This is a genomic window from Acinetobacter guillouiae CIP 63.46, from assembly GCF_000368145.1.
Classification (GTDB): Bacteria; Pseudomonadota; Gammaproteobacteria; order Pseudomonadales; family Moraxellaceae; genus Acinetobacter; species Acinetobacter guillouiae.
Genome location: NZ_KB849282.1, coordinates 112,377 through 133,619, shown reverse-complemented (window position 1 = coordinate 133,619; position 21,243 = coordinate 112,377). Strand labels below are relative to the sequence as shown.

Here is a 21,243-nt window from a genome sequence, read left to right as displayed (position 1 = left end):
CTAACCTTCACCTTACTTTAGCATTAATTTTTAGCATATAGGTTATACATGACAAAACTTTAGTAGTTGTTTACATTGTGCAAGATATCGAGTTAAAGGAAAAAGCATGTCCATCTGGATGGCGATGTTAATTGGTGCATGTATTGGCATCGTTTTAACCACAATCGTGTTATCAAGTACGCGTAATGGCAAAATCAAAGCAGAGTATGAGCAGTATATTGCTGAGTTGGAATTAGAGCATCAGCAGGCTTTAGCAAGCGCACAAAAGCGTAGTGTAAATACCAGTCGTGCTGTGCTGAAAGGCAAAATGGCGGAACAACTTGCACCAATCATGCCTGAGTTTCGTTATTTACCCAGTGATGCCAAGTTTTTAGGTGATCCTATTGATTATGTGGTGTTTGATGGCTATACCGATTTTCGAGATGGTGAAGGTTTGGCTGAAGATATTGAAGTGGTGTTGATTGATATTAAGAGTGGTGGGGCACGTTTGACCAAAGGGCAACAAGCGATTGCCCAAGCAATTCAAGACGGACGAGTCCGCTTTGAAACGATTCGGATTGATTTTGAAGATTAGAAGGTTGAAGTGTTGTTGCATCGAGTGTGTAGATTTTTAGCCTAAATCAAAAACCAAGGTCCTTTTCGACTTTGCTTTAGATCAAGTGAAAAGGACACTGTTTTTAAATTGTGGGTGAAAGGTGAAACGATCTTGTTTTTAACAGGGATTGAGTGAGGTTAAAATTTCTCTATCAAATTTTCTATTAAATTTATCTATTCAATGGCGCAAGCTTAAAGCTTGTGTGCTCTGGCCATAAACATACGTCGTCCAATTTTTGGCAGATCCTCAGCATCAAAATAATATTTTTCAGAAAACTTAAAATTGGCGTTTAAAAGTTCAAGTTCGATATTACGGTTTAAGTGACATCCATCAGCAATAACTTTTTGTATAGGTGTTAAAAGATCTTGCAGTTTTTTTAAGGTGTTATTGTCATGATATTGAACGTGTTCAATTAGATGCAGTGTCCCTTGAGGTTTTAAAACGCGATAAATTTCTTGAATGGCTTTGTCTAAATTGGCAATGCTACACATGGTCCATGTACTGACGATATTTTCGACTGAATGATCTGCAAAAGGCAGCTTTTCTGCGCTGGCTTGAATGTGTTGTACATGAAAAGGTGCATCAAATACCCGTTTTTGAGCAAGTTGATAGACATCTCGGTTTGGCTCAAGCGCATAAACTTGATCAACCTCTTGGTAAAATGGCAGGTTTAAACCTGTGCCAAAACCAATTTCTAAGACTTCACCTCGAACTTTTCCAAGTAATTCTGCACGTCCATCCATCATGCTTGGTGTTTGCATCACCTGATTAAGCAAATGCGGGAAAATACGTTGTTGGTAAAATTTATAAATCATCATTGTATGCAATTATATGGATATAAGCTAAATTCTAACCAAAGCCTGCTTTGAATATAAGACAAAAATAGGACGAAATCTCTGTATTTTGTTACCGAAACTCGATTTTTATTTTAAGTTTTTATATTAATACTAGGATTATAGATTTTGTACAATTTTTAAGTGTGGTTTGAGGAGCATGATATGAGTAAAAAGTTAGTCTGTGCAGCGTTGATGGCACTGAGTGCTTTTCAGGTCTATGCTTTTCAATCCACTGATTCTTCTAAAGTTTCAAAAGCCAATCCAGCATTTAATATTGCCAATGGTTTAGCACCAATCGATCAACATCAGAAGATTTCTGTTTTGGAACCTTTTCATGGGGAGTTTCGGATCCTCGGTTCAAAAGAATATAAGGATGATGAGCAAGCAAAATTTTCTCCAATTGATTATGCAGTAACTCGTGGTTTATTTACTGAGCCTGAAATTGCCCGCCAGATTTCGATCAATCAATATGATCGTTTCTTAAATTGGAAAATGGCTCGACCACCAATTCCTGCTCAATTGGCAACTCAATTGGTCAGTAATATGCATATTATTCCTGCTAATCCTGAAATTGCTCAACAAATCAAACAGGTAAAGCGTGGTGATTTAGTTCGTTTAACTGGTGATTTGGTTCAAGTGAATGATAAAGATTTGGTGTGGAAATCTGCTTTGGATTGGAATGGTGTCGGTGATGGGGCGTGTAAACTGATTCGGGTGAATTCTATTCAGTGGTTGGAAAAGCAAAATATCTAAATTCAAATTGAGCCGCATCAGAGAAGATGATAAGGTTTGCTATAATTTTAGCCAGTTTGAATCATAAAGAGTGTGATAAATGAAAGGTTTAGTGGGTTTTACTTTGTTGGTTTGCAGTTTGGGCTTAGTCGCTTGTCAAAGTTCAAGTCCTACAGTGGAAGGTAAAACACATGAGTATACATTGAAACAAAAGTGCCCAACTTTGATGGATATGAAAGTGGGTGAAGTGCTTGTATTCAATGCACCTGAAAATCCAAGCACAGGTTATCAATGGCAGTTATTACAACCACTTAAAATATTTAAAACAGAAGAAACCTATTTGCAAAATGATAATGAAGAGGGAGCAGTGGGTGTCGGTGGCACCAAGACTTTCCGTTTTAAAGCTGAAAAACCAGGACAAGATTATATTGAATTGGTGCATGTTCGTTCATGGGAATCTTCAAAACAACCAGATCAACAATGGCGTTGTCGTATTCGGGTTTCTTAGGATTTCAATTTAATTGTACTGGTTCAAACATGATTAGCGTTTCTTCTCTTGTGCCATTTGATCTAGTACAAGAGAAGATTAAAGCATTAGTTTTTTATTTTTTATCGGTCAATTGTTTCCAGTGATCAAGTTGATCTTTGGCTGTGAACATCCCCCCCATACCTTTTACATCATCAGCTGAGTTTTTAGATTGACCATCTTTAGACAGTTTATTCTCGTCATAGATTTTGGCTTGATTCTCCCAAAATTGATAAATTAAACCTTGAATATAGCGACCTTGTTCAGTTTTTAGATCCAGTTGTTTAAGCATATTCAACGCAGATTCAATGCTATCACGTTTGAGTTGCTGATCAATTTCGTAGGTCAGCGTATCTTCAGCTGCACGTTTTTTAAGGTCAGCTTCTAAAGCATTATTATTTTCGGTAAATTTCTGATCATATTCTTCAAGTAATGCAATATCGTGAGCATCGTCTGGTGTACTTGGAAAGCTTTTAATCGGTTTGGTTTTCAATTGATCCATGATCTCTTGAGAGGCATCTTTAGGTTCAGATGAATTGTTTTGCTGTGGACTATCTTTAGGAGAACATGCTGCCATGAAAACGACGGATGTAAGTAAACCTGAAAGGAGTAAAGGGCGAAGTATTAAATTCATGATAAACATTCCTCATTAAAGCGTTTCGATTAGCGCAGTTTCCTAAAGTTATAAACATAGGTGACATAAGGGAAGTCTATTTCATCTTGCGCATGTTTACCCGTATATTCCAAGACAATATGTTCGAATTTGTGTTTTAGTTTGAATTGCTCTTCTTCAGACATTGCTGCAATAAAACTGGTGGATAATAAGCGCTTACTGACCACGTTTTCCACGGTTCCAGTTTGTACTTGTGAAAAGACTTTGGCTGTTTCAAGTTGGAATAAAAATTGATTTTCAAACGCCAATTTCCATTGCCCACTATGGTAACGTGGTGTGTCTCCTTCGATCGTCGCGAGCAGATCTGCCAATGCTTTAACCCAGTCTATCGTCTCATCGCGCTGGTTCCAGACCAAACCAAGATGACCCTCAGGTTTTAAAATGTGGTGAATTTCATTCAAGGTTTCAATATTGGCAAACCAGTGAAATGACTGGGCGCACAAAACAGCATCAATACTTTCGGATTCTAACGGAATTTGATCACTCTTTGCTTGAAGCGTTTGTACATCAGGATGTACTATTTTCAATTGTTCCAACATTTCTGTGACGGGCTCGACAGCAATAATATTGGGCGTTGCTTGTTTGACGTAAGGGAGAAATTTTCCAGTACCTGCACCTAAGTCAACAACGCTTGAATCTGGGCCTAGAGCTAAATCTTCTTTTAACCATTTGACCACGTCTTGTGGATAATTGGGTCTGACTTGTTGATAAAGTTCAGCAGCAGTACTGAAGCCTTTTTGAGCAGCAGGATGTAGGGAATGTGTCATATTTTGCGCTTTTTTATCTGACTAGACTCTATAAAATATGACACTTGAAGCAATCAATAGGCAAGCGCCTATTTATTTAATTTCAGCTAATGATAGAGCTAGTGCTCGGTGTGCGAATGGATAAGCAAATAATTTTTGAAGATGATCATATTAGAGCAATCTATTTACAAGGCGATTCTGACACTTTAGTCCTGTCATTTGGTGACTTGATTTCTAGAGCCAAAGGACTTTCCATCAATGCTGAAAAGTCTTTGATGAAATATAACTATGCCGTGGTCGGGATTATGCCAAAACAGAAGTCTTGGTTTCCTGCCTCAAGCATGGCTGCATTGTTAGAGCGCTTAGATCCCATTTTAAAACAATTTAAAAATATCGTGGGTTATGGCGGTTCGATGGGTGGCTATGCGGCAATCAAATATGCCAAAGCTTTAAAAATGAATCGTGTTGTTGCCATGGTTCCGCAATATTCTATCGACCCTTTAGAGGTTGAGGACAAGCGTTATACAGATTTCTACGATGCGGAATTAAATGCGGATATGCGTATTCAGGCACAAGACATCGTTGCAGACTGTGAATATATCATTGTTTATGATCCTTATTTTGAAAATGATAAAGAACATTATTTAAAAATTAAGCCATTGATCCCTCAATTGCATACGCTACATTTACCGTATACTGGTCATGATGCGATTGCTGTTTTAGCCAACTCTGCGTTACTACATGATTTTATTGAACGTGAATACGATCAAACTTATTTTTATAAGCAGATTCGTGAAGTAAAGAAAAACAGCAAATTTTATTATCGAAGCGTGATTGCTCACTTATTGGGGACACATAACGAAGCTTTGGGTAAAATTCTAAAAGGTACAGATATCCAACTGGATAGTACTTTCTTTGATGCCAGTTTAAAGCAGACCATTACGCGTATTTTATTGACCAATAAGCGAGTGGATGAGCAAGATTTGCAGAAACTGGGTATTCAAGTCAATTTTGCTTTTGAAGATAAAACGCAGCTACAAGACAGTTTTGGCAATATTTTAGTATTTAACGTGATTACACAAAAGCTAGAAAGCTATGATCAACAAGTAATTGATGTGAATGGGAAATACATTATTCCATTGCATGTTGAAAACAATGGTTTGGCACAAGTCGAGATCAAAAAGCAGACCTATTTGATCTGTATGAATGATCGCCGTGTAACCAAATTATTTAAGCAAGATGAAGCGTTATCTTTGGATATGAATCCAATTGTGATTAAAAAAACCACTGACTTTTATGTATTGACCTATAAAAACTTTTATATGAGTTGTGATATTCAAGGTTTGGTGAGTTTTGATGATGAAAGCTTAAATGACTTTTGCCACTTTAAGGTTGCTTAAAGTCAGCGGTTGAGCTGAAACACCATTTGGTGTCTAACGATTTGACATTTGAGCCATTTAAATAGATAGATACAGCTTTAGTTACATTGCTTTAAATAGGTGATTGGAAATAAAGCTGTATATTTTTTAAATTCATTTTGAACGTCTAAATCACTGACTTTATAGACTTCGCTAGAATGTTGATAAACATCAGTCACTGCTGCCAGAGAACCTTCTTCACCGTCTCTATAGTGATAACGGAAGGTTTTTTGCGTGGCATGGAGTAGTTTTTGCTTCATGGGTGGTTGATGAAGGAAGGTATAATTAAACACACGATTTTCCATCTCCAAATAATATCGAGCTTGAATACGACAACCTCGATTTAATTTAATCAGTTTGAATTCATTTCCCTCAGAACTTCTAAACTCTGCTTCATCCAAGTTATTAATCGATTGTAAAACATATGCTTTTGCATAGGCTGGTGAATATAAGCCAAAACAAAGCAGAGCGAGCATAAGTGACGGATAAGCTGTCCTATTCATTGTGCGGTCTTTTTAGCTGATTGTTTAACTCACTATAAGGCGTAATCAGGTGTTTTAAAATATAAAACAAGACCCCATACCAGAGGCCTCCATTAACTCAAAAGTTATAAATAAAAAATTATAAATTTTAGAATCTACGATTCGCTCGTTTAAACGTCCCAAAGTCATTAAAACGAACCCCATTTTCTTGCATCACTGGATAGCAGTCTTGGGCAATGGCTTGACGAATATAAAATGGATCACGTACAACAAAATGGTGAATGGTATGTGTACCAGCAAAGTTAAAACAAAAGGCTTGTAAAGGTTTCATTCGCCAATCTGTCCAGACCTGACACTGTTGAACGATATTGCCATCTTCAACATCGCCATAATAATGCATATTGGAACTGGTAAAATGCAGGCTTAAAGTGCGTAAAAAATTTGGTGCTGCAATGCTTACGGCATAAAACTTTGTGGTTTTGTCTGCAAGTCTCCATAAGCTATTTTTAGGTTGTGCTATGCCTGTGGCTTTCATTGCCAATTTGGCAGCATTGATCAATAAGAAACCATGCCATAAGGCATAATGAATATGTCCAAAGGGTGCATAACTCGCAGAAAGTTTTGCTTTTAATTTGAGTTTATCTGCTTGGGATAAATGCTTTTGAGCATGAATAAAACGCTTGGTGGTTTTCATCATGGTGATGGGGCGTATAGATCGCCAACATATTGTCACCAGTCATCAGCAAACGTTTTAAGCCCCATTGATCACCATTGTTAATACCGCGTTCTTCTAAATCTGTTTTGGTACCCGATGATTTGTGATGATGTAGATGTACCTCGCGACGTATCCATGGGTTCACGGTACTTGGGCGAAAGGCGTAAACGGCTGCCAACATGGCATCATTGATTTTTTTATTTTTACGGTAATACATTTGGTGAATAAGATCATGCTCTAGTTCATGTAAGAGCGACATCCAAAATGCAGAAAGCGGAATTGCCACATACCAAGGCATTTTCCCACGAGTGTATTGTGTTATATTGAAAATAATCCCTGTTACAGCTGTTACAAGGATGGCTAGGCCAATTTGGTCTTGGTGCTGAACCAGCCAAGGATGACGTTCGCGTAATTGATTTCCAGCTTCCAAAATTGTTTTACGAATTCGGTGGCTACGTTGTTCATCTTCTGGATCAGCAAAAAGTTTAGTTTTGCTTTGTATGGACATTTGTACATCGGAAAGGGGTAAATTCATCTCCGGTTTCCTCTATATTTTTGTAGTACTACAAGGAAGTTTTTAAAACCAACATTTGTTGGGTTTTATGAGAGATTATCTGATGATTAAAATAACGTCAACGTCAGTTTTAAAAAAAATGACGAAAAAGGTGAGCCAACCAAAACAAGAACGTTCCCAAAAAAGAATGGATAAGATGCTGGCAACCACGCAAGAGTTACTGTTATCCATTGGAATTGAAAAGATTTCGATTCCTGAAATTGCCAATGCATCTGGTGTTCCACGGACCAGTATTTATCAGTTCTTTCCGACGAAATACGATATTTTTCGTCATATTGCACTGACGCATTTAAACGATTTAGTCAAACAACTCGGACAAGCTGCTGTTCGAGTGTTGATGGAAAACCCAAATGCACCCATAGAAGTATACGGACAGTTACTCTCAGAGAGTATGATTCGTACCACAGCCAAATATTTTAATGAATCTGAAACGGCGAGCTTGTTGATTTTAAGTGGACCTTTTACCCGACAAGCTTATCTGGAATACCAAATAGAATTAAAAAAAGTCAGTCATGGTGTCCGAAAAGCATTGGAAATGATTAAAGTGGATGAGTATGTACCACAGGAGCCTGATACATTGACGATTTTGATGGAATTGGTTTTTACTTGTATGAAGCATGGTTATTACAACGAAAGCTATATTTCTGAAGCCATCATTCAAGAGGCGTACCGTATGACCAATGCATACTTATTGGCTTTAAAGAATAATTCTTTTGGTTTTTCAGAAGCATCTGCTTCGTAAGTAAAATTGGCTCTCTATCATTAAGGAAAAGCAATGAAAGCTGTATTTTTAGATTATGAATCTTTAGATAAACAGGATTTAGATTTTAGTCAGCTAAAAGCAGCTTTTGATGACTTAATACTTTATCCATCGACCACAGCAGAGCAAGTTCTAGCACGCATTCAACATGTAGACGTGGTGATCAGCAACAAAGTGATTGTGAATGCTGAGGCGATGGAGCAATGTAAAAATTTAAAATTAATTTTGATTTCGGCCACGGGGACCAACAATATTGATTTAGATTTTGCACGATCAAAAGGTATTGTGGTGTGTAATTGTCAGGGCTATGGCACATCTGCAGTTGCACAGCATACACTGACGTTAATGTTGGCATTAGCAACATCTTTACTCAAATATGAGCATGCAGTTAAACAAGGCGAATGGAACAAATCGCCAATTTTCTGCTTACTGGATTTTCCAATTGTTGAATTATCTGGGAAAACTCTTGGCATCATTGGTTATGGTGAGCTTGGTCAAGCGGTTGCCAAGTTGGCAGAAGCTTTTGGGATGAAAATTTTGGTCGCATCATTACCCAATCGACCAACGCATAAGGATCGAATACCTTTTGCCGAATTGCTTGCGCAAGTCGATTTTCTTTCTCTGCATTGTCCTCTAACAGATGAAACACGTGATTTAATTGATAGCCAAGCCTTTGATAAGATGAAAAAATCTGCATTTTTAATCAATTGTGCCCGCGGTGGTATCGTTAATGAACAGGCTTTGGCCGATGCATTAAGACAAGGCAAAATTGCAGGTGCGGCAACAGATGTGCTTTCTGTTGAACCACCGACACAAGGTAATGTTTTACTTGCACAAGATATTCCAAACCTGATTATCACACCGCATAGTGCGTGGGGTAGTGTAGATGCACGTCAACGTATTGTGAATCAAATGCTTGAAAATGTTGAGGCATTTAAGCAGGGGAAAGTGATTCGTCAGGTGAATGGCTAAAGAGCCGAGTGAAAAAGCACAATGAAAAAAGGCGCAATTAAAAAAACACCGTTAAATAGCTATATTCGTTTTACTGCTATCACCTTGAGCATAGGTAGCGCAAGGTGTGGAGATCGACGGATTAAGTGTGTTTAGCTGCTTATCTTGGTACACCAACCTCATCATCTGTTGAACTTTGCGTATTGCTTGAGTTGGTATCTTTTGAACCTGTGTTATTGGTGTTGACATCACGCTCTTGGTTTTCGATTGGTAATGACTGTTTTTTAATTTCAGGTTCTTCTTGCCCATTGTTGGGTAATTGATTTTGAACTGCGGGTTGAACAGGTTGTGTGGTGATCGGCGTATTTTGAACGTTTGCTGTAGTTGCAGCAGTTACAGTATTCGTCGTATTGGGTGTGGTCGAAGATTGACTTAAGCTGCCTTGTTCAATCGGAACATTTAAATTGGTTTTACCCATCACTCGATCTTTGGTTTGCTCAACTTTTTTTACCGCAGTATCTATGCCTTGGCGAGTACTATCACGAGCCTCAGTGGCTTTTTCAGTGGTATATTTTTTGGTATTTTCAATGGTTTCATCCAAAGACGGTTTAATTTTTTGAATCCCTTTTTCGGTCGCATCACCTACTTTTTCAGCGGTATTCTGTACAGCTTCACCGGTCTTATGTGCCAACACTTTAAAAATATTTGGATTATCACCATATGGCTGATTTTGAGTATTGGTTTGCGCATAGAGTGATGGTGTTGCAAGTATTGCAGTGATCACACATAGACTTTTGATCATCTTCATGATGTTTTGATCCCTTTATGATGATTGTAGCGATTCGCTCAGTGCTAATTGGGATTATCATACTGTTTTATTTAGATAAAAAGTAAAATGGAAAGAAAAATCCTACAGCAAGAAAACATATGTATACATTGCATACCAAATTACTAGTAGATGTATAAGAAAAGCTCACCTAAGTGAGCTTTTTTTAATGGGCATTAAATCTAAATTATTTTGTAGCAACTTTAGCGTCTGTAGATACGGCGACTTTAGTGCTACCTACTGGTGTTTTCACATGGGTTTGTGAATTTACTTTTGCACCTGTATTTGCTGGTTTAGGTTTAACTAAATCCTTGGTTTTCTGCCAAGTTTTACTTGTCGCTGATTTGGTTTTGTCTTTTACTTTAACAGCTGCTTCTTTGGTGTTGTGACCCGCTTCAGAACTTAGTTTTTTGGTATTTTCCCACGCACCTTTCGTCGCAACTTTACCTTTGTCTATGCCTGTTTCCACACCAGTCCCAACTTTATCAGCAGCATGTTTAGTGCCGTCCCATGCATCTTTAGATACATCACGGGTCTTATCGACACCTTTTTCCACACCAGTCCCGACTTTATCAGCTACATTTTTAGTGCCATCCCACGCATCTTTAGATACATCACGGGTTTTATCGACACCTTTTTCGAGACCTGTGCCTACTTTAGCAGCAGTATTCTTAGTGCCATCCCAAGCGTCTTTAGACACTTCACGGGTTTTATCAACACCTTTTTCGAGACCATTACCTACTTTATCTGCTGTGTTATGGATACCTTGACCAATGTTGCTAAGAATACCTCCATTGGTTCCGACTTCAGCAGAAGCATTTGCACTTACATCTGTATTGGCAAAAAGAGGAGAGCTGGCAAGAAGTGCTGTGGCGATCACTGTTGTTTTAAGCATTTTCATAATTAGTTTTATCCTGTACCTGAATGAGTTCAAGTTTGAGTGTTGCCTATAATAATGTGAAATATGTATAAAAATAGCCTTTGAGATAAAACAGCAACAGCTTATCTACAGAGTTTTAACAATAGTGTAAGAATTGTGAATGAATGTTACGGCCAGATGTTTTTGGGAGAATTGAGCGTTTTTACTTTTTAAATTCTGATGCTTATAAGAATATGAGAATGATGATAAAAGCATTTTCTGTAAGAATTTCCAGCTTGTTATTAAAACAAAAACGACATAAGCTTTGGGTTAAATTGTTGGTTTAATCATCATAATGAAAAATATAATAATCTTGATATTTCTCACCTTTATATTGAGTTTAAAACCCAGTTTTGCCTGCGGCTGTGGAGATGAACTGTCTTCCAGCCATCAAATAATGGGTTGGGTCATTATGGGCGTGGTATTTTTAATTTATTTGATTCCAAGCTTTTATTTTGCAAAATATTTTAAGAAATATCAGCTATCTATTGGGCATTTGATTTTGCCTCATGTGCTGATGATTGCGATACTCTACGCAATGATGAATTCGTTTAAATTGGGTTTAAATCCAATTTATTATTGGTTTAATCATTACCTCCCAAATAGTTTCATATTTGCTGCGATTGGACTCATTGGCGTCCTTGTTTGGATTTATCCCGTGATTTATGTGGCTAAAAGAGCGAAATAATTTTGCATTTAGCCCTTTTAGCTTCGACGACGTATCAAAGTGAAGTGCTGAGATTAATTACATTTTTCCAGATTTGATGCTTTAAAGTTGTTTTTAAGTGAGTTGAAGTTTTTAAGATTTTCAGCATCTTTTGGGTCAAAAACGGTTTGTTTATTTTCGACTTCAGCATCTACATTTGAAAATGCAGAGATGAGCTGATCACCTTTAAAAATCCAATGTTCTGTGGCTTTGCCCGTTTCAAAGTTGCCAGTAAATTCGATGACACAGTTGTCTGTTTGTTTGATGAGTTTGGCAAGGTTATGTTTTGTGCTTGGTTCAGCAGAGATGTTTTTATGTTGTTCTAAAACAGTTGGAGTGTTTTGATTGGTGGGTGTAGTTGAGCAGGCGGTGAGGGCGATCGCGATTAAAGGTACAGATAATAATATTTTAGAATTCATATGCTTTTGATCTTAAACTTAACTTGATCAATTGAGTCTATACAATGTATTGGGAATATTTAGTTTTAGATTGTTAATTTTTATTGTTATGTTTTCATTTATTTATGCGTTTTGGAAAGCAAAAACTAAAAATAAACCCGCTCGAAAGCGGGTTATAATTTATGTTTCTACTTAGTGCTGTAACACCGAAATATCCGCAACACTTGTAAACAAGTCACGTAACTGTGCAAGTAAACGTAAACGGTTTGCTCCCAACTCTGAATCCCTGATTCTCAAAGAACGTATTCGTCGCCTAACGTAAAAGACAACAGAACAAATGATTTTTACCCATGCTCTTGATGATAATGGCGTGTTTGAAGTGTGAGTAATTGTGATTTTAAATGATTTAAATCTTCATCTAAACCAAATCTTTGCGCTAAAGGATCAACCAAGTGGCTTGAGTCAAGATGAGTGGTCTGTAAAGACAAATCATTTGAAAAAGACTTTAACTGTTGTCTACGAGACACGCTAGAACACGAATAGCGTCTAAATTTTTCAAGTAAGAAAACTAAACGGCGTGTTTCAAGTGTACTTAGATTATTTGTTATAGAAGGTAAAAGCTCTGAATAGAGTAAAGCTTCAGCAACTGGTTTCACTTCACTAAATGTTGCCGATGATAATGGTTGTTTTAACAACGTATTCAAAGCATGTTCAAACTCTACCTGATTCATCATATGAGTTAACCTCTTAACTCCGAAAGGATTGACACGATATATTGAATATTCGAGTGTAATTGTTCAGGAGTCGCATAGTACATTTCAGCATTATTCGCTGATTTTTTAAACGCTTCAAGAGAAAACTTACCATTAAGGTATAATTTTTTGATGTCTTCGATATCTCTATCAGATAAACGAGCAAGTTTTGAAATGGCTAAATCTAAACCGGATACTAAATAAACTTCAACAATGCTATTGGCAACTAAAGGAATCGCTCTTTCAGGATAGTCAGGGTCGACAGATGCAAGGCTGGTGTTAAAACTACGATCAAACTCTAAATTAGTTTCAAGATTATTATCATCTAAATATTCAACGTCATTATTTTCTAAAAACAAAACTATATCGTGTTTCTTTAATTGCTGGATTGCCTGAATTTCAGCATCTATATCATTGCTACCACGAGCATTGGTATGAATATGAAATGCACAACCACCAAAAATAAATGCTTTTACAGCGCCATTAGGTAGATTCTTATGATTTTTGGATATGTAATTCTCAAGCTCTTGAAAGAGCTTGAGAATAGCGATAGTAATTGGAGAATTACTATAGATCGTCATACTTAGTGCTGTAACACCGAAATATCTGCAACGCTTGTAAACAAGTCACGTAACTGTGCAAGTAAACGTAAACGGTTTGCTTTGAGTTCTGCATCATCTGCCATGACCATCACATTCTCAAAGAATGCATCAATCGGTGCACGAAGCGCAGCCAACTTAGAAAGCGCAGTGGTGTAGTCTTTCGCGTCCAAAAGTGGTTGAACTGCAGGTTTGATATTTTGAATTTCGGTATATAGCGCCTTTTCAGCATCTTCAAGCAATTTAGCTTCAACAATCTCACCTGTAGGTACAGCTTCTTTTGCCAAGATATTGGCAACACGCTTATTGGCAGCAGCCAAAGCAGCAGCTTCTGGCAAGTCACGGAAATGATTTACCGCCGTCACACGCTTATCAAAATCAAGTGGAGATTTTGGAGAAAGTGCTTGAACAGCCTGAATCACATCAACGGCAACACCTTGGTCTTCGTACTTAGCACGGTAACGACCTTCAAGGAATGCGACAGCATCGGCTAAAGTCTTCGCATGATCTTTCAATACATCGCCATAAGCAGCCAAAGCAAGATTGATCAGTTCTTCAATCGAAACATCAAGATTATTTTCAGTCACCAAACGTAAGATACCAATCGCAGAACGACGTAAAGCAAATGGATCTTTCGAACCTGTCGGTGCTTGACCAATCCCGAAAATACCTGTGAGGGTATCTAAACGATCAGCAAGGGCAATGGTTGTACCTGTTTTTGTTTTTGGTAGAACATCACCAGCGAACTTAGGTAAATATTGTTCACCTAAAGCTTCAGCAACTTCGTCGTTTTCGCCTTCAATACGTGCGTAATAAGTTCCCGCGATCCCTTGAAGTTCAGGGAATTCTCCAACTAACTCTGAAGTTAAGTCACATTTTGCAAGCAGTGCAGCTTTTTCAGCATCTACAGAATTTGCACCTGTGATTGCAGATAACGCCACAGCCAATTTTGCAATACGTTCAGACTTGTTCCAAAGTGTGCCCAATTGTGCTTGGAAGACCATATTGGCTAATTTTTCTTTACGAGAAGCAAGTGGTTGCTTTTGATCTTGTAAGAAGAAAAACTCTGCATCAGACAAACGAGGACGTACAACTTTTTCATTGCCTTCAATGATTTGAGTTGGATCTTTAGACTCAATATTGGAAACAGTAATGAAATAAGGCTGTAATTTATGTGCTGCATTGACCAAACAGAAATACTTCTGGTTGTCTTGCATCGTGGTAATCAAAGCTTCTTGAGGTACAGCAAGGAAACGTTCTTCAAAGCTTGCACGTAGCGCAACAGGCCATTCAACCAATGCAGTCACTTCATCACGTAGGTCAGCAGGAACGATGGCAATCGCATTGACTTCATCAGCCAAAGCTTTAACTTGTTGGTCAATGATTGCTTGACGCTCTTCAAAAGAAGCTACGACATGTGCTGCTTTTAATTTCGGCAAATAATCATCTGAGTTTGTTAATGAAATCGCTTCAGGGGCATGGAAACGGTGACCATAGGTCAGATTGCCCGCTTTATGATCCTGAATCGTTGCATCAATCACATCATTGTCTTTTAACAAGACGACCCATTTCACTGGACGAACAAATTCAGTACGGCTTGCCGCAGAGCGCATACGTTTTGCGATGGGTAAATTATCCAATGCTGTTTGTAAAATTTGTGGAAGTAAAGCGTCAAGACTTTGACCTTTCACATCTTTTAAATAACAAACTTTTTCAACTTTACCTGCTTGGAAAGTTGATACTTGATCCGCAGTAATGCCTTGACCACGCATAAAGCCTTCTAAGGCTTTGGTTGGTTTGCCTTCTGCATCATAAGCAGCTTGTAGGGCAGGACCATCAAAACGCTTTTGAGTGTCTGCTTGTGCACCATCAACATTGACAATTTTTAATGCCAAACGACGTGGTGCTGCATAAGCTTCAATTGAATCAAATGCCAAACCTGCGTCTTTTAAACCTTTAACCGTTTCAGCTTGTAATGCATCACGTAAGGTCTTTAAGCTTTTAGGCGGTAATTCTTCACAGCCAAGTTCGAATAAAACTGTATGTTTAGACATTATTTATTCTCCTCAGCTTTTGCTTCTGCTTCAACTTGTGCCTTTAACTGTGCAAGCACTTCGTCACGTAAATGCGGTTCAGCCATTGGGAAACCGAGTTTGGCACGAGCAGCCACATAGCTTTGTGCAATAGAGCGTGCCAAAGTACGCACACGTAAAATATAACGTTGACGCTCAGTGACAGAAATAGCACCACGTGCATCGAGTAAGTTAAAGCTGTGTGATGCTTTGATGACTTGCTCATATGCTGGAAGTGGGAGTTCCGCTTCCATTAAACGGGTTGCTTCAGCTTCATAAAAATCGAAGAGTTCAAACATTTTTTCAACGTTGGCATATTCAAAGTTATAAGTTGATTGCTCTACTTCATTTTGATGGAACACATCACCGTAGGTGACTGTACCAAATTGACCTTTGGTCCAAACCAAATCATAAACTGAATCGACACCTTGCAAGTACATTGCCAGACGTTCAAGACCGTAAGTGATTTCACCTGTGACTGGGTAGCATTCAACCCCACCGACTTGTTGGAAGTAAGTAAACTGAGTCACTTCCATACCGTTTAACCACACTTCCCAACCTAAGCCCCAAGCGCCCAATGTTGGAGATTCCCAGTTGTCTTCTACAAAACGAATGTCATGTGTAAGCGTGTCAATACCAATCGCTTCTAAAGAGTCTAGATACAGTTGTTGGATATTGTCAGGGTTCGGTTTAAGCACCACTTGGAATTGATAGTAGTGTTGTAAACGGTTTGGGTTTTCACCATAACGACCGTCTTTAGGACGACGTGAGGGTTGAACGTATGCTGCGTTCCATGTTTCTGGCCCAAGCGCACGTAAGAATGTTGCAGTGTGAAATGTCCCTGCGCCCATTTCCATATCGTAAGGTTGTAACACCACACAACCTTGTTCAGCCCAGTAGTTTTGTAAGGCAAGAATTAAGCCTTGGAATGTATCAATATGCGATATGGCGCGACTCATGCAGCATCCACTATAAGTATTAGAAAAAATTGGTTCTAAGTATAAGGATTTTGGGGAGGTGTGGCAAAGGTTAGTCTATAAATATTGATTCTTATCGCAGATCAACTTATGTACATTTTTTCAGATTTTCTTTTGAGATAAAGCTTTTTATTTCTTTGGCCTCTTTTCTTATTTTCATTTCCTCAATGTACTCTTCAATTTTTGCATCTGGAGCATCACTATTGATTACGGGTTCCGAGCTTGAATTTTCAGATATTAAAATGAGATCATCCCTAAAAAAAGCCCAATCTTTTTCTATTGTTGGTATATTTTTAGAAGTGGTTTTTGCTTTTAAGATGCAGATTTTATCTTTTTTAATCAGCGTAAGTTCAAGTGTGCTTGATGGTTCGCCCGTCATTGCAATTTGCTTTGTTTCTAAAATTACAGGTTCATTTGATGTACTGCATGCAGCAAGGAAAAAAGAAGAAGTTAAAATGATGAAATGGATTATTTTGTTCATTGGTAAAATTAAATAAGTTAAATTATATGTTTGATATTAACATAAAAAATTTATATTCATGAACTTTGTAAAGGTAGAGGGCACTTCAAAAGTTGAATGTCGGAAGTTCATCATGACGATGTCACAACGATTCATTCAATGTTAAGTAAATGAATTATTTAGAAATCATAGGGGCGAATTTAGAGGATGATAAAATGCACAAGATCATTATTGGGCTGTAGCAAAATTAGAAAAGATCAATCAAAACTTAATCTTCAATCCATAATCCTTTTTCATTGCCAATAAAGCCTCAGCATTGCCTTTGGCATCGTCAACAGGGTTATGGGTATGTGCTGTTTTACGTAAATGCTTAAAACTTTGAAAGCTATCTTTGACCAGTCCTTTATAAAAACTGCCTAAATTTTGTGAACTAAATCCAAAGGGATTACTGCCAGTAAAATGATGAAAGTAACAACAGACAAACATCCAGTCAAAACCATTATTATCGCTAATAAAAATAGGGCGATCATTACTGACTTTGCTCACCCACTTGGCAAAGTCTTTCATAACATGCTCAGGATTGTTAAAGCTTAGGGTATCTTCACGACTAAAGCCTGAAACTGCGAGAGCTTGAGGGATATAATTCTCGGAAATTGGTTTAAGTAAACCGTAGAATTGTTGATGTAAATGATCTTCGACCAACACTGCACCTAGCGCAATCATTGAGTAATCACCGGGAATTGGACCATCTGCTTCGATGTCCACCATAATATAAGCCATATATTCTCCTTATTTTAAGATATTGTTTTTATGGTGGAAGTCATTATAAATGATGATTCTGATCGCTGACAAACTTTATCGGTATTTTGCTTTTTTAATATTTATAGCTTATAAATTATTGAATAAATTTAAAACATTTTTAAATCATCCCTTATGCAAAAAATACAGAAAAACAAACTTTGGCTAAGCCTTCTCCTTATTCTATTGGCAGTTATTTCTATTCCTGCAATTCATCTTTTTAAAACAAAAATCAATGAGCAACAGGGAATTGAGCATATTCCTACAGGTTATCGGGATGATGCCAGTCATCTTAATTTGACAAAAGTGCATAAAATTGTCGATGTAGAAAGTACACCCGAAGCGATTCAACAACAACTTAAAACTTTACTTAAATATGCAGCTGAACATCATCTAAAAGTCTCGATTGCGGGGGCTAAGCACAGTATGGGTGGGCATACTATTTACCCTGATGGTATTGCACTGAATATGCTGCCCTATAACCATATGAGCTTTGATGAGAAGAGCAATATTCTCACGATTGGCTCGGGTGCAACATGGGAAGAGGCCCTTCAGTATTTAGACCGCTATGGTAAATCAATTGCAGTGATGCAATCTTTTAGTAATTTCTCGATTGGCGGTTCGATCAGTGTCAATGGGCATGGTTGGCAAAAGAATTCACCCCCGATCTCATCCAGTGTTGAGTCATTTACCTTGATGAATGCACAGGGAGAGATTGTAAAATGTAGCCGTACAGAACATCCTGAACTGTTTAAATTGGTGATTGGTGGCTATGGATTATTTGGCATTATTCTCGATGTAAAATTAAAAGTTGTAGATAATGTTGCTTTAACATTTCAATCAATTTCAGTATTACCTGAAGACTATGTAAACGCGTACCAAAAGATTGTCAGCAATAATCCAGATGTACAATTTGCTTATGGTCGTTTACGTATTTCAGATAAGCATTTTTTACAGCAGGCAACCTTAAACTATTTTGAAAAAATCGATAAAAAACCCTTAGCCTTGTCACAACAACAAAGTAAAAACGCTGAGACTAAGCGGATTGTGTTTCGTGGTTCTGTCGATAGTGAATATGGTAAACGGCTACGTTGGGATCTAGAAAGTAGCCTGAATTCAGTATCACCTTATGCGACGTTTAGTCGCAATGAAATTCTCAGTGAGGATGCCGCCTTGATTGAAAATAAAGATATCCATTCAACCGATCTATTGCATGAATATTTTATTCCAAAGCAGTACTTGGCTCAGTTTATTCAAGATCTCAAGCCTGTTTTAAAAACGAAAAAAGTGGATCTACTCAATATCACGATTCGTGAAGTTGAACATGATCATGATGCATTTATGAATTATGCCCGAGAGGATGTTTTTGGCTTGGTGTTTCTGTTTAATCAAAAGAAGACCGCACAACAAGAGCAGGATATGCAACAACTGACTCAGCAATTGGTTGATATTACACTTAAAAACCAAGGCACATTTTATTTGCCTTATCGTTTACATGTGAGTCGCGACAAGATGCGTTTAGCCTATCCGCAAACGGACGCCTTTTTTAGTTTGAAGAAAAAATATGATCCAGAGGAGATTTTTAGTAATCAGTTTTATCTATATTATCGTGAGTCGTGAATGATGGTCTGGAGAATACTTTTAACAAAACCCAATAACAGCACCCTGCAAATACAGAAATTGCATAAAAAAACCAATCGCTCAATAGTTTCCATAGCGGTGTGGGGAATGACCCAGTAAAAACCAGATAGCCAATGATGCTGACAATTAGCCACATCAACAGTGAGCCGGCGAAAATACTGAAAAAATTAAGCCAATATTGATGTGCAAGCCAAAGTGAAATGACATAAGCAATTGGAATGACAATAATGCAATAAATCAGATAAACGATTAGGCTGATACCAAATATTGTGAGTAAAGACTGTATATCATATTGATGATTCATAAAAAGAAAAAACGCGACCAATAGGATTAAGCTCAGACTGGGTGCTAAAAACAAAGCCTTTAAAATCGATTTATTGCTATATTGAGCCATGATCAAAACAACAAAGGAATAAATATGATAAGAGCATGCACAATCATGATGGTTTTATCTACAACTATTTGTTCAATATCGGCTTATGCGGAAAAGACTACTGCTTCACCCGATGTATATAACCAATGTGTTGAACAAACCATCGAAAAACTGGCTTTAGGCAACATCAACAATGCCGTGGTTGAATCATGTAGTAACCAGAGCAGAGCATATTATGAAAAAGAAATTGTCAAAGTTCTCGATCAGATCAAAAAACAGAGTCAGATAAACCATCAGCCAGAACGTTATAACGACATCATGAAATCACAACGCTTATGGAAAGCTTATGTGGATCAGGAGTGCCAAAATGCTGGAAGTTATATTGGTTCACCTATGTATGCGTTTTGTCCAATGCAAGAATATGGAAAAAGACTTGATCAATTGACTGAATATGCCCAGTGAAAAATCAGTAGATGAGAAATATCAGCGAAAAATTTATCCATTTAAGATAGATAATAAATATATCTTATAACCACAACATCGTATAATTCACACTTTAAACCGTGTTAAAGCGCAGGACTGTCGTGTTTCATACGCAACTTGAATGGTTAAATACCTTAAAACCCAATTTTAAAGTTTTACCGCTAAAAGATCGCTTAGTCTGTGGTGTTGGTGCACTGCTTGGATTAGCAGTGTCATCATTGATCAGTTGGTATGTACTCGGTGGATTTAATGCATGGTATATCGCACCGATGGGCGCGTCCTCGGTATTGCTCTTTGCTGTACCCGCAAGTCCTTTAGCACAACCTTGGAATATGGTGGTGGGAAATACCATCGCAGGTTTAGTCGGCGTGACTTGTGCCATCTTTATTTCCAATCCAACCGAGGCATTTAGTGTTGCTGTTGCATTGTCGATATTCTTGATGATGAGTACAGATTCATTGCATCCGCCAAGTGGTGCGGTGGCGATTACTGCCGTATTGGGTGGTGCATCTATTCACCAGTTGGGTTATCAATTTATCTTTTACCCAGTATTACTCAATTCAGTCTTGCTGCTGGTGATTGCAATCATTTTTAATCGTATGTTGGGAAAGCAATTTCCACAAGTTGCACAGCTTAATACACGTTCTAAGGATCCAACCCCGACACAGAAAGTCACCATTCAACCGCAAGATATTCAAGATGTGTTAGAGCAACAGACACAGCTTTTAGATATTAGTGAATATGATTTACAAAAAATCATTTTAGAAGCACAAGAAAAGGCCAATGCAAGGGCAGTATATCAATACCTTTGCCAAGATATTATGAGCAAAGATGTGCTGAGTTTGGATGAGCAAGATGATATTCACCAAGCTTTAGATAAGTTTAAACATGTGAATTTGATGAGTTTGCCTGTGCTCAATGCTGATCGGGAATTGGTTGGCACATTGGCATTGTATGAAATTGTAGAGTGGTTTAAACGCGCTGCCGATGCGCGTGCCCCTTGGGAACATTTGGTCAAACAAATTATGAATCGACAAGTGGTGACTGTACAGCCGACACAACCGATTCAAGACTTGGTGCCTTATTTCGTTGAACGCTCTTTTAATTATATCCCTGTGGTTGATCATCAAAAAATGGTCGGGATCATTAGTCGCGCAGATATGATTGCAGCATTACAGCAACAACTCAATAATTCACAATGATACTGTTTCAAAATAGAACCGTTTAAAAA

The 21,243-nt window shown here is 37.8% G+C and carries 25 protein-coding genes and 1 pseudogene; 10 read left to right on the top strand and 16 right to left on the bottom strand.

The window, feature by feature from the left end; all coding sequences use genetic code 11:
* Window positions 1-106 precede the first annotated feature (106 nt).
* Window positions 107-574, top strand: coding sequence for a Holliday junction resolvase-like protein (locus F981_RS02860; RefSeq protein ID WP_004718219.1), 468 nt, complete (start codon window positions 107-109; stop codon window positions 572-574).
* Between the two features lie 212 nt (window positions 575-786).
* Here the strand turns inward: F981_RS02860 and F981_RS02855 are convergent, their stop codons facing one another.
* On the bottom strand, window positions 787-1,410 hold the full coding sequence (locus tag F981_RS02855; RefSeq protein WP_004718217.1) for a class I SAM-dependent methyltransferase: 624 nt from the start codon (window positions 1,408-1,410) through the stop codon (window positions 787-789).
* A gap of 183 nt (window positions 1,411-1,593) precedes the next feature.
* Here F981_RS02855 and F981_RS02850 point away from each other — a divergent pair, with 183 nt between their 5' ends.
* Together F981_RS02850 and F981_RS02845 are read left to right on the top strand one after the other, a co-directional pair.
* Window positions 1,594-2,184, top strand: coding sequence for a hypothetical protein (locus F981_RS02850; protein ID WP_004718214.1), 591 nt, complete (start codon window positions 1,594-1,596; stop codon window positions 2,182-2,184).
* Window positions 2,185-2,263: 79 nt separating this feature from the next.
* Entirely contained in the window at window positions 2,264-2,671 is a 408-nt protein-coding gene (locus F981_RS02845; RefSeq protein WP_004718213.1) for a protease inhibitor I42 family protein, read from the top strand.
* Between the two features lie 94 nt (window positions 2,672-2,765).
* Here F981_RS02845 and F981_RS02840 read toward each other — a convergent pair whose 3' ends face one another.
* Window positions 2,766-3,323, bottom strand: a complete 558-nt coding sequence (locus F981_RS02840; protein ID WP_004718211.1) for a hypothetical protein — start codon at window positions 3,321-3,323, stop codon at window positions 2,766-2,768.
* A 29-nt stretch (window positions 3,324-3,352) separates the two neighbouring features.
* Complete coding sequence (locus tag F981_RS02835; RefSeq protein WP_004718209.1) at window positions 3,353-4,129, bottom strand: class I SAM-dependent methyltransferase; 777 nt, start codon at window positions 4,127-4,129, stop codon at window positions 3,353-3,355.
* Between the two features lie 89 nt (window positions 4,130-4,218).
* Here F981_RS02835 and F981_RS02830 point away from each other — a divergent pair, with 89 nt between their 5' ends.
* Window positions 4,219-5,508 carry a hypothetical protein gene (locus F981_RS02830; RefSeq protein WP_004718207.1) on the top strand — a complete coding sequence of 430 codons (1,290 nt, stop codon included), beginning with the start codon at window positions 4,219-4,221 and terminating at the stop codon, window positions 5,506-5,508.
* Between the two features lie 77 nt (window positions 5,509-5,585).
* Here the strand turns inward: F981_RS02830 and F981_RS02825 are convergent, their stop codons facing one another.
* From F981_RS02825 to F981_RS24140, 3 genes are all read right to left on the bottom strand, one after another.
* Entirely contained in the window at window positions 5,586-6,029 is a 444-nt protein-coding gene (locus F981_RS02825; protein ID WP_004718204.1) for a hypothetical protein, read from the bottom strand.
* Between the two features lie 127 nt (window positions 6,030-6,156).
* Window positions 6,157-6,705 (bottom strand): fatty acid desaturase, encoded by a 549-nt coding sequence (locus tag F981_RS24145; RefSeq protein WP_004718202.1) that lies wholly within the window; start codon window positions 6,703-6,705, stop codon window positions 6,157-6,159.
* Window positions 6,647-7,258 carry a fatty acid desaturase gene (locus F981_RS24140; protein ID WP_004718201.1) on the bottom strand — a complete coding sequence of 204 codons (612 nt, stop codon included), beginning with the start codon at window positions 7,256-7,258 and terminating at the stop codon, window positions 6,647-6,649. The genes F981_RS24145 and F981_RS24140 overlap by 59 nt, the downstream gene beginning before the upstream one ends.
* 82 nt (window positions 7,259-7,340) lie before the next feature.
* Here F981_RS24140 and F981_RS02815 point away from each other — a divergent pair, with 82 nt between their 5' ends.
* Entirely contained in the window at window positions 7,341-8,039 is a 699-nt protein-coding gene (locus F981_RS02815) for a TetR/AcrR family transcriptional regulator (protein ID WP_004718199.1), read from the top strand.
* Window positions 8,040-8,072: 33 nt separating this feature from the next.
* Entirely contained in the window at window positions 8,073-9,029 is a 957-nt protein-coding gene (locus tag F981_RS02810; RefSeq protein WP_004718196.1) for a 2-hydroxyacid dehydrogenase, read from the top strand.
* Between the two features lie 139 nt (window positions 9,030-9,168).
* On the opposite strand, the gene F981_RS02805 is transcribed toward F981_RS02810, so the two are convergent.
* Complete coding sequence (locus F981_RS02805) at window positions 9,169-9,816, bottom strand: hypothetical protein (RefSeq protein WP_004718194.1); 648 nt, start codon at window positions 9,814-9,816, stop codon at window positions 9,169-9,171.
* Between the two features lie 205 nt (window positions 9,817-10,021).
* Window positions 10,022-10,735 (bottom strand): hypothetical protein, encoded by a 714-nt coding sequence (locus tag F981_RS02800; protein ID WP_004718193.1) that lies wholly within the window; start codon window positions 10,733-10,735, stop codon window positions 10,022-10,024.
* A gap of 313 nt (window positions 10,736-11,048) precedes the next feature.
* On the opposite strand from F981_RS02800, the gene F981_RS02795 reads away from it, so the two are divergent.
* Window positions 11,049-11,441, top strand: a complete 393-nt coding sequence (locus tag F981_RS02795; protein ID WP_035371775.1) for a hypothetical protein — start codon at window positions 11,049-11,051, stop codon at window positions 11,439-11,441.
* 53 nt (window positions 11,442-11,494) lie between these two features.
* Here the strand turns inward: F981_RS02795 and F981_RS02790 are convergent, their stop codons facing one another.
* The 8 genes and pseudogenes from F981_RS02790 to F981_RS02760 form a co-directional block, all read right to left on the bottom strand.
* A complete protein-coding gene (locus F981_RS02790) occupies window positions 11,495-11,878 on the bottom strand; it encodes a hypothetical protein (protein ID WP_004718189.1) in 384 nt (127 codons plus the stop codon).
* Between the two features lie 171 nt (window positions 11,879-12,049).
* Window positions 12,050-12,142: pseudogene (locus F981_RS24410) on the bottom strand (hypothetical protein); the annotation flags it as partial.
* Between the two features lie 59 nt (window positions 12,143-12,201).
* Window positions 12,202-12,591, bottom strand: coding sequence for a hypothetical protein (locus F981_RS02785; protein WP_004718187.1), 390 nt, complete (start codon window positions 12,589-12,591; stop codon window positions 12,202-12,204).
* A gap of 5 nt (window positions 12,592-12,596) precedes the next feature.
* Window positions 12,597-13,190: a DUF6036 family nucleotidyltransferase gene (locus F981_RS02780; protein WP_004718185.1), complete on the bottom strand. Its 594-nt coding sequence runs from the start codon at window positions 13,188-13,190 to the stop codon at window positions 12,597-12,599.
* A gap of 2 nt (window positions 13,191-13,192) precedes the next feature.
* Window positions 13,193-15,262, bottom strand: a complete 2,070-nt coding sequence (glyS, locus tag F981_RS02775) for a glycine--tRNA ligase subunit beta (RefSeq protein WP_004718183.1) — start codon at window positions 15,260-15,262, stop codon at window positions 13,193-13,195.
* Window positions 15,262-16,239, bottom strand: a complete 978-nt coding sequence (glyQ, locus tag F981_RS02770; RefSeq protein WP_004718182.1) for a glycine--tRNA ligase subunit alpha — start codon at window positions 16,237-16,239, stop codon at window positions 15,262-15,264. Before glyQ ends, glyS begins: the two co-directional genes overlap by 1 nt.
* A 106-nt stretch (window positions 16,240-16,345) precedes the next feature.
* A complete protein-coding gene (locus F981_RS23175) occupies window positions 16,346-16,738 on the bottom strand; it encodes a hypothetical protein (protein ID WP_004718180.1) in 393 nt (130 codons plus the stop codon).
* A 240-nt stretch (window positions 16,739-16,978) separates the two neighbouring features.
* The gene (locus tag F981_RS02760) at window positions 16,979-17,497 is read right to left on the bottom strand and encodes a 3'-5' exonuclease family protein (protein WP_004718178.1); all 519 of its coding nucleotides are present in this window, start codon (window positions 17,495-17,497) and stop codon (window positions 16,979-16,981) included.
* Window positions 17,498-17,650: 153 nt separating this feature from the next.
* Here F981_RS02760 and F981_RS02755 point away from each other — a divergent pair, with 153 nt between their 5' ends.
* The 3 genes from F981_RS02755 to F981_RS02740 all read left to right on the top strand — a co-directional run bounded on the left by F981_RS02755 (window position 17,651) and on the right by F981_RS02740 (window position 21,214).
* Window positions 17,651-19,135, top strand: a complete 1,485-nt coding sequence (locus tag F981_RS02755) for an FAD-binding oxidoreductase (RefSeq protein ID WP_004718176.1) — start codon at window positions 17,651-17,653, stop codon at window positions 19,133-19,135.
* 439 nt (window positions 19,136-19,574) lie between these two features.
* Window positions 19,575-19,991 (top strand): lysozyme inhibitor LprI family protein, encoded by a 417-nt coding sequence (locus F981_RS02745; RefSeq protein ID WP_004718172.1) that lies wholly within the window; start codon window positions 19,575-19,577, stop codon window positions 19,989-19,991.
* Window positions 19,992-20,113: 122 nt separating this feature from the next.
* Entirely contained in the window at window positions 20,114-21,214 is a 1,101-nt protein-coding gene (locus F981_RS02740) for an HPP family protein (protein ID WP_004718170.1), read from the top strand.
* Window positions 21,215-21,243: the final 29 nt, after the last annotated feature.

What these genes read in the sequence shown, in the direction of transcription:
- F981_RS02845 (WP_004718213.1), top strand. Translation starts at nt 2,264, where the DNA reads ATGAAAGGTTTAGTGGGTTTTACTTTGTTGGTTTGCAGTTTGGGCTTA.
- F981_RS02830 (WP_004718207.1), top strand. Translation starts at nt 4,219, where the DNA reads ATGATAGAGCTAGTGCTCGGTGTGCGAATGGATAAGCAAATAATTTTT.
- F981_RS02760 (WP_004718178.1), bottom strand. Translation starts at nt 17,497, where the DNA reads ATGGCTTATATTATGGTGGACATCGAAGCAGATGGTCCAATTCCCGGT.
- F981_RS02785 (WP_004718187.1), bottom strand. Translation starts at nt 12,591, where the DNA reads ATGATGAATCAGGTAGAGTTTGAACATGCTTTGAATACGTTGTTAAAA.
- F981_RS23175 (WP_004718180.1), bottom strand. Translation starts at nt 16,738, where the DNA reads ATGAACAAAATAATCCATTTCATCATTTTAACTTCTTCTTTTTTCCTT.
- F981_RS02825 (WP_004718204.1), bottom strand. Translation starts at nt 6,029, where the DNA reads ATGAATAGGACAGCTTATCCGTCACTTATGCTCGCTCTGCTTTGTTTT.
- glyS (WP_004718183.1), bottom strand. Translation starts at nt 15,262, where the DNA reads ATGTCTAAACATACAGTTTTATTCGAACTTGGCTGTGAAGAATTACCG.
- F981_RS02850 (WP_004718214.1), top strand. Translation starts at nt 1,594, where the DNA reads ATGAGTAAAAAGTTAGTCTGTGCAGCGTTGATGGCACTGAGTGCTTTT.
- F981_RS02805 (WP_004718194.1), bottom strand. Translation starts at nt 9,816, where the DNA reads ATGAAGATGATCAAAAGTCTATGTGTGATCACTGCAATACTTGCAACA.
- F981_RS02800 (WP_004718193.1), bottom strand. Translation starts at nt 10,735, where the DNA reads ATGAAAATGCTTAAAACAACAGTGATCGCCACAGCACTTCTTGCCAGC.
- F981_RS02745 (WP_004718172.1), top strand. Translation starts at nt 19,575, where the DNA reads ATGATAAGAGCATGCACAATCATGATGGTTTTATCTACAACTATTTGT.
- F981_RS24140 (WP_004718201.1), bottom strand. Translation starts at nt 7,258, where the DNA reads ATGAATTTACCCCTTTCCGATGTACAAATGTCCATACAAAGCAAAACT.
- F981_RS02810 (WP_004718196.1), top strand. Translation starts at nt 8,073, where the DNA reads ATGAAAGCTGTATTTTTAGATTATGAATCTTTAGATAAACAGGATTTA.
- F981_RS02815 (WP_004718199.1), top strand. Translation starts at nt 7,341, where the DNA reads ATGATTAAAATAACGTCAACGTCAGTTTTAAAAAAAATGACGAAAAAG.
- F981_RS02780 (WP_004718185.1), bottom strand. Translation starts at nt 13,190, where the DNA reads ATGACGATCTATAGTAATTCTCCAATTACTATCGCTATTCTCAAGCTC.
- F981_RS02790 (WP_004718189.1), bottom strand. Translation starts at nt 11,878, where the DNA reads ATGAATTCTAAAATATTATTATCTGTACCTTTAATCGCGATCGCCCTC.
- F981_RS02855 (WP_004718217.1), bottom strand. Translation starts at nt 1,410, where the DNA reads ATGATTTATAAATTTTACCAACAACGTATTTTCCCGCATTTGCTTAAT.
- F981_RS02835 (WP_004718209.1), bottom strand. Translation starts at nt 4,129, where the DNA reads ATGACACATTCCCTACATCCTGCTGCTCAAAAAGGCTTCAGTACTGCT.
- F981_RS02860 (WP_004718219.1), top strand. Translation starts at nt 107, where the DNA reads ATGTCCATCTGGATGGCGATGTTAATTGGTGCATGTATTGGCATCGTT.
- F981_RS24145 (WP_004718202.1), bottom strand. Translation starts at nt 6,705, where the DNA reads ATGATGAAAACCACCAAGCGTTTTATTCATGCTCAAAAGCATTTATCC.
- F981_RS02755 (WP_004718176.1), top strand. Translation starts at nt 17,651, where the DNA reads ATGCAAAAAATACAGAAAAACAAACTTTGGCTAAGCCTTCTCCTTATT.
- F981_RS02840 (WP_004718211.1), bottom strand. Translation starts at nt 3,323, where the DNA reads ATGAATTTAATACTTCGCCCTTTACTCCTTTCAGGTTTACTTACATCC.
- F981_RS02795 (WP_035371775.1), top strand. Translation starts at nt 11,049, where the DNA reads ATGAAAAATATAATAATCTTGATATTTCTCACCTTTATATTGAGTTTA.
- glyQ (WP_004718182.1), bottom strand. Translation starts at nt 16,239, where the DNA reads ATGAGTCGCGCCATATCGCATATTGATACATTCCAAGGCTTAATTCTT.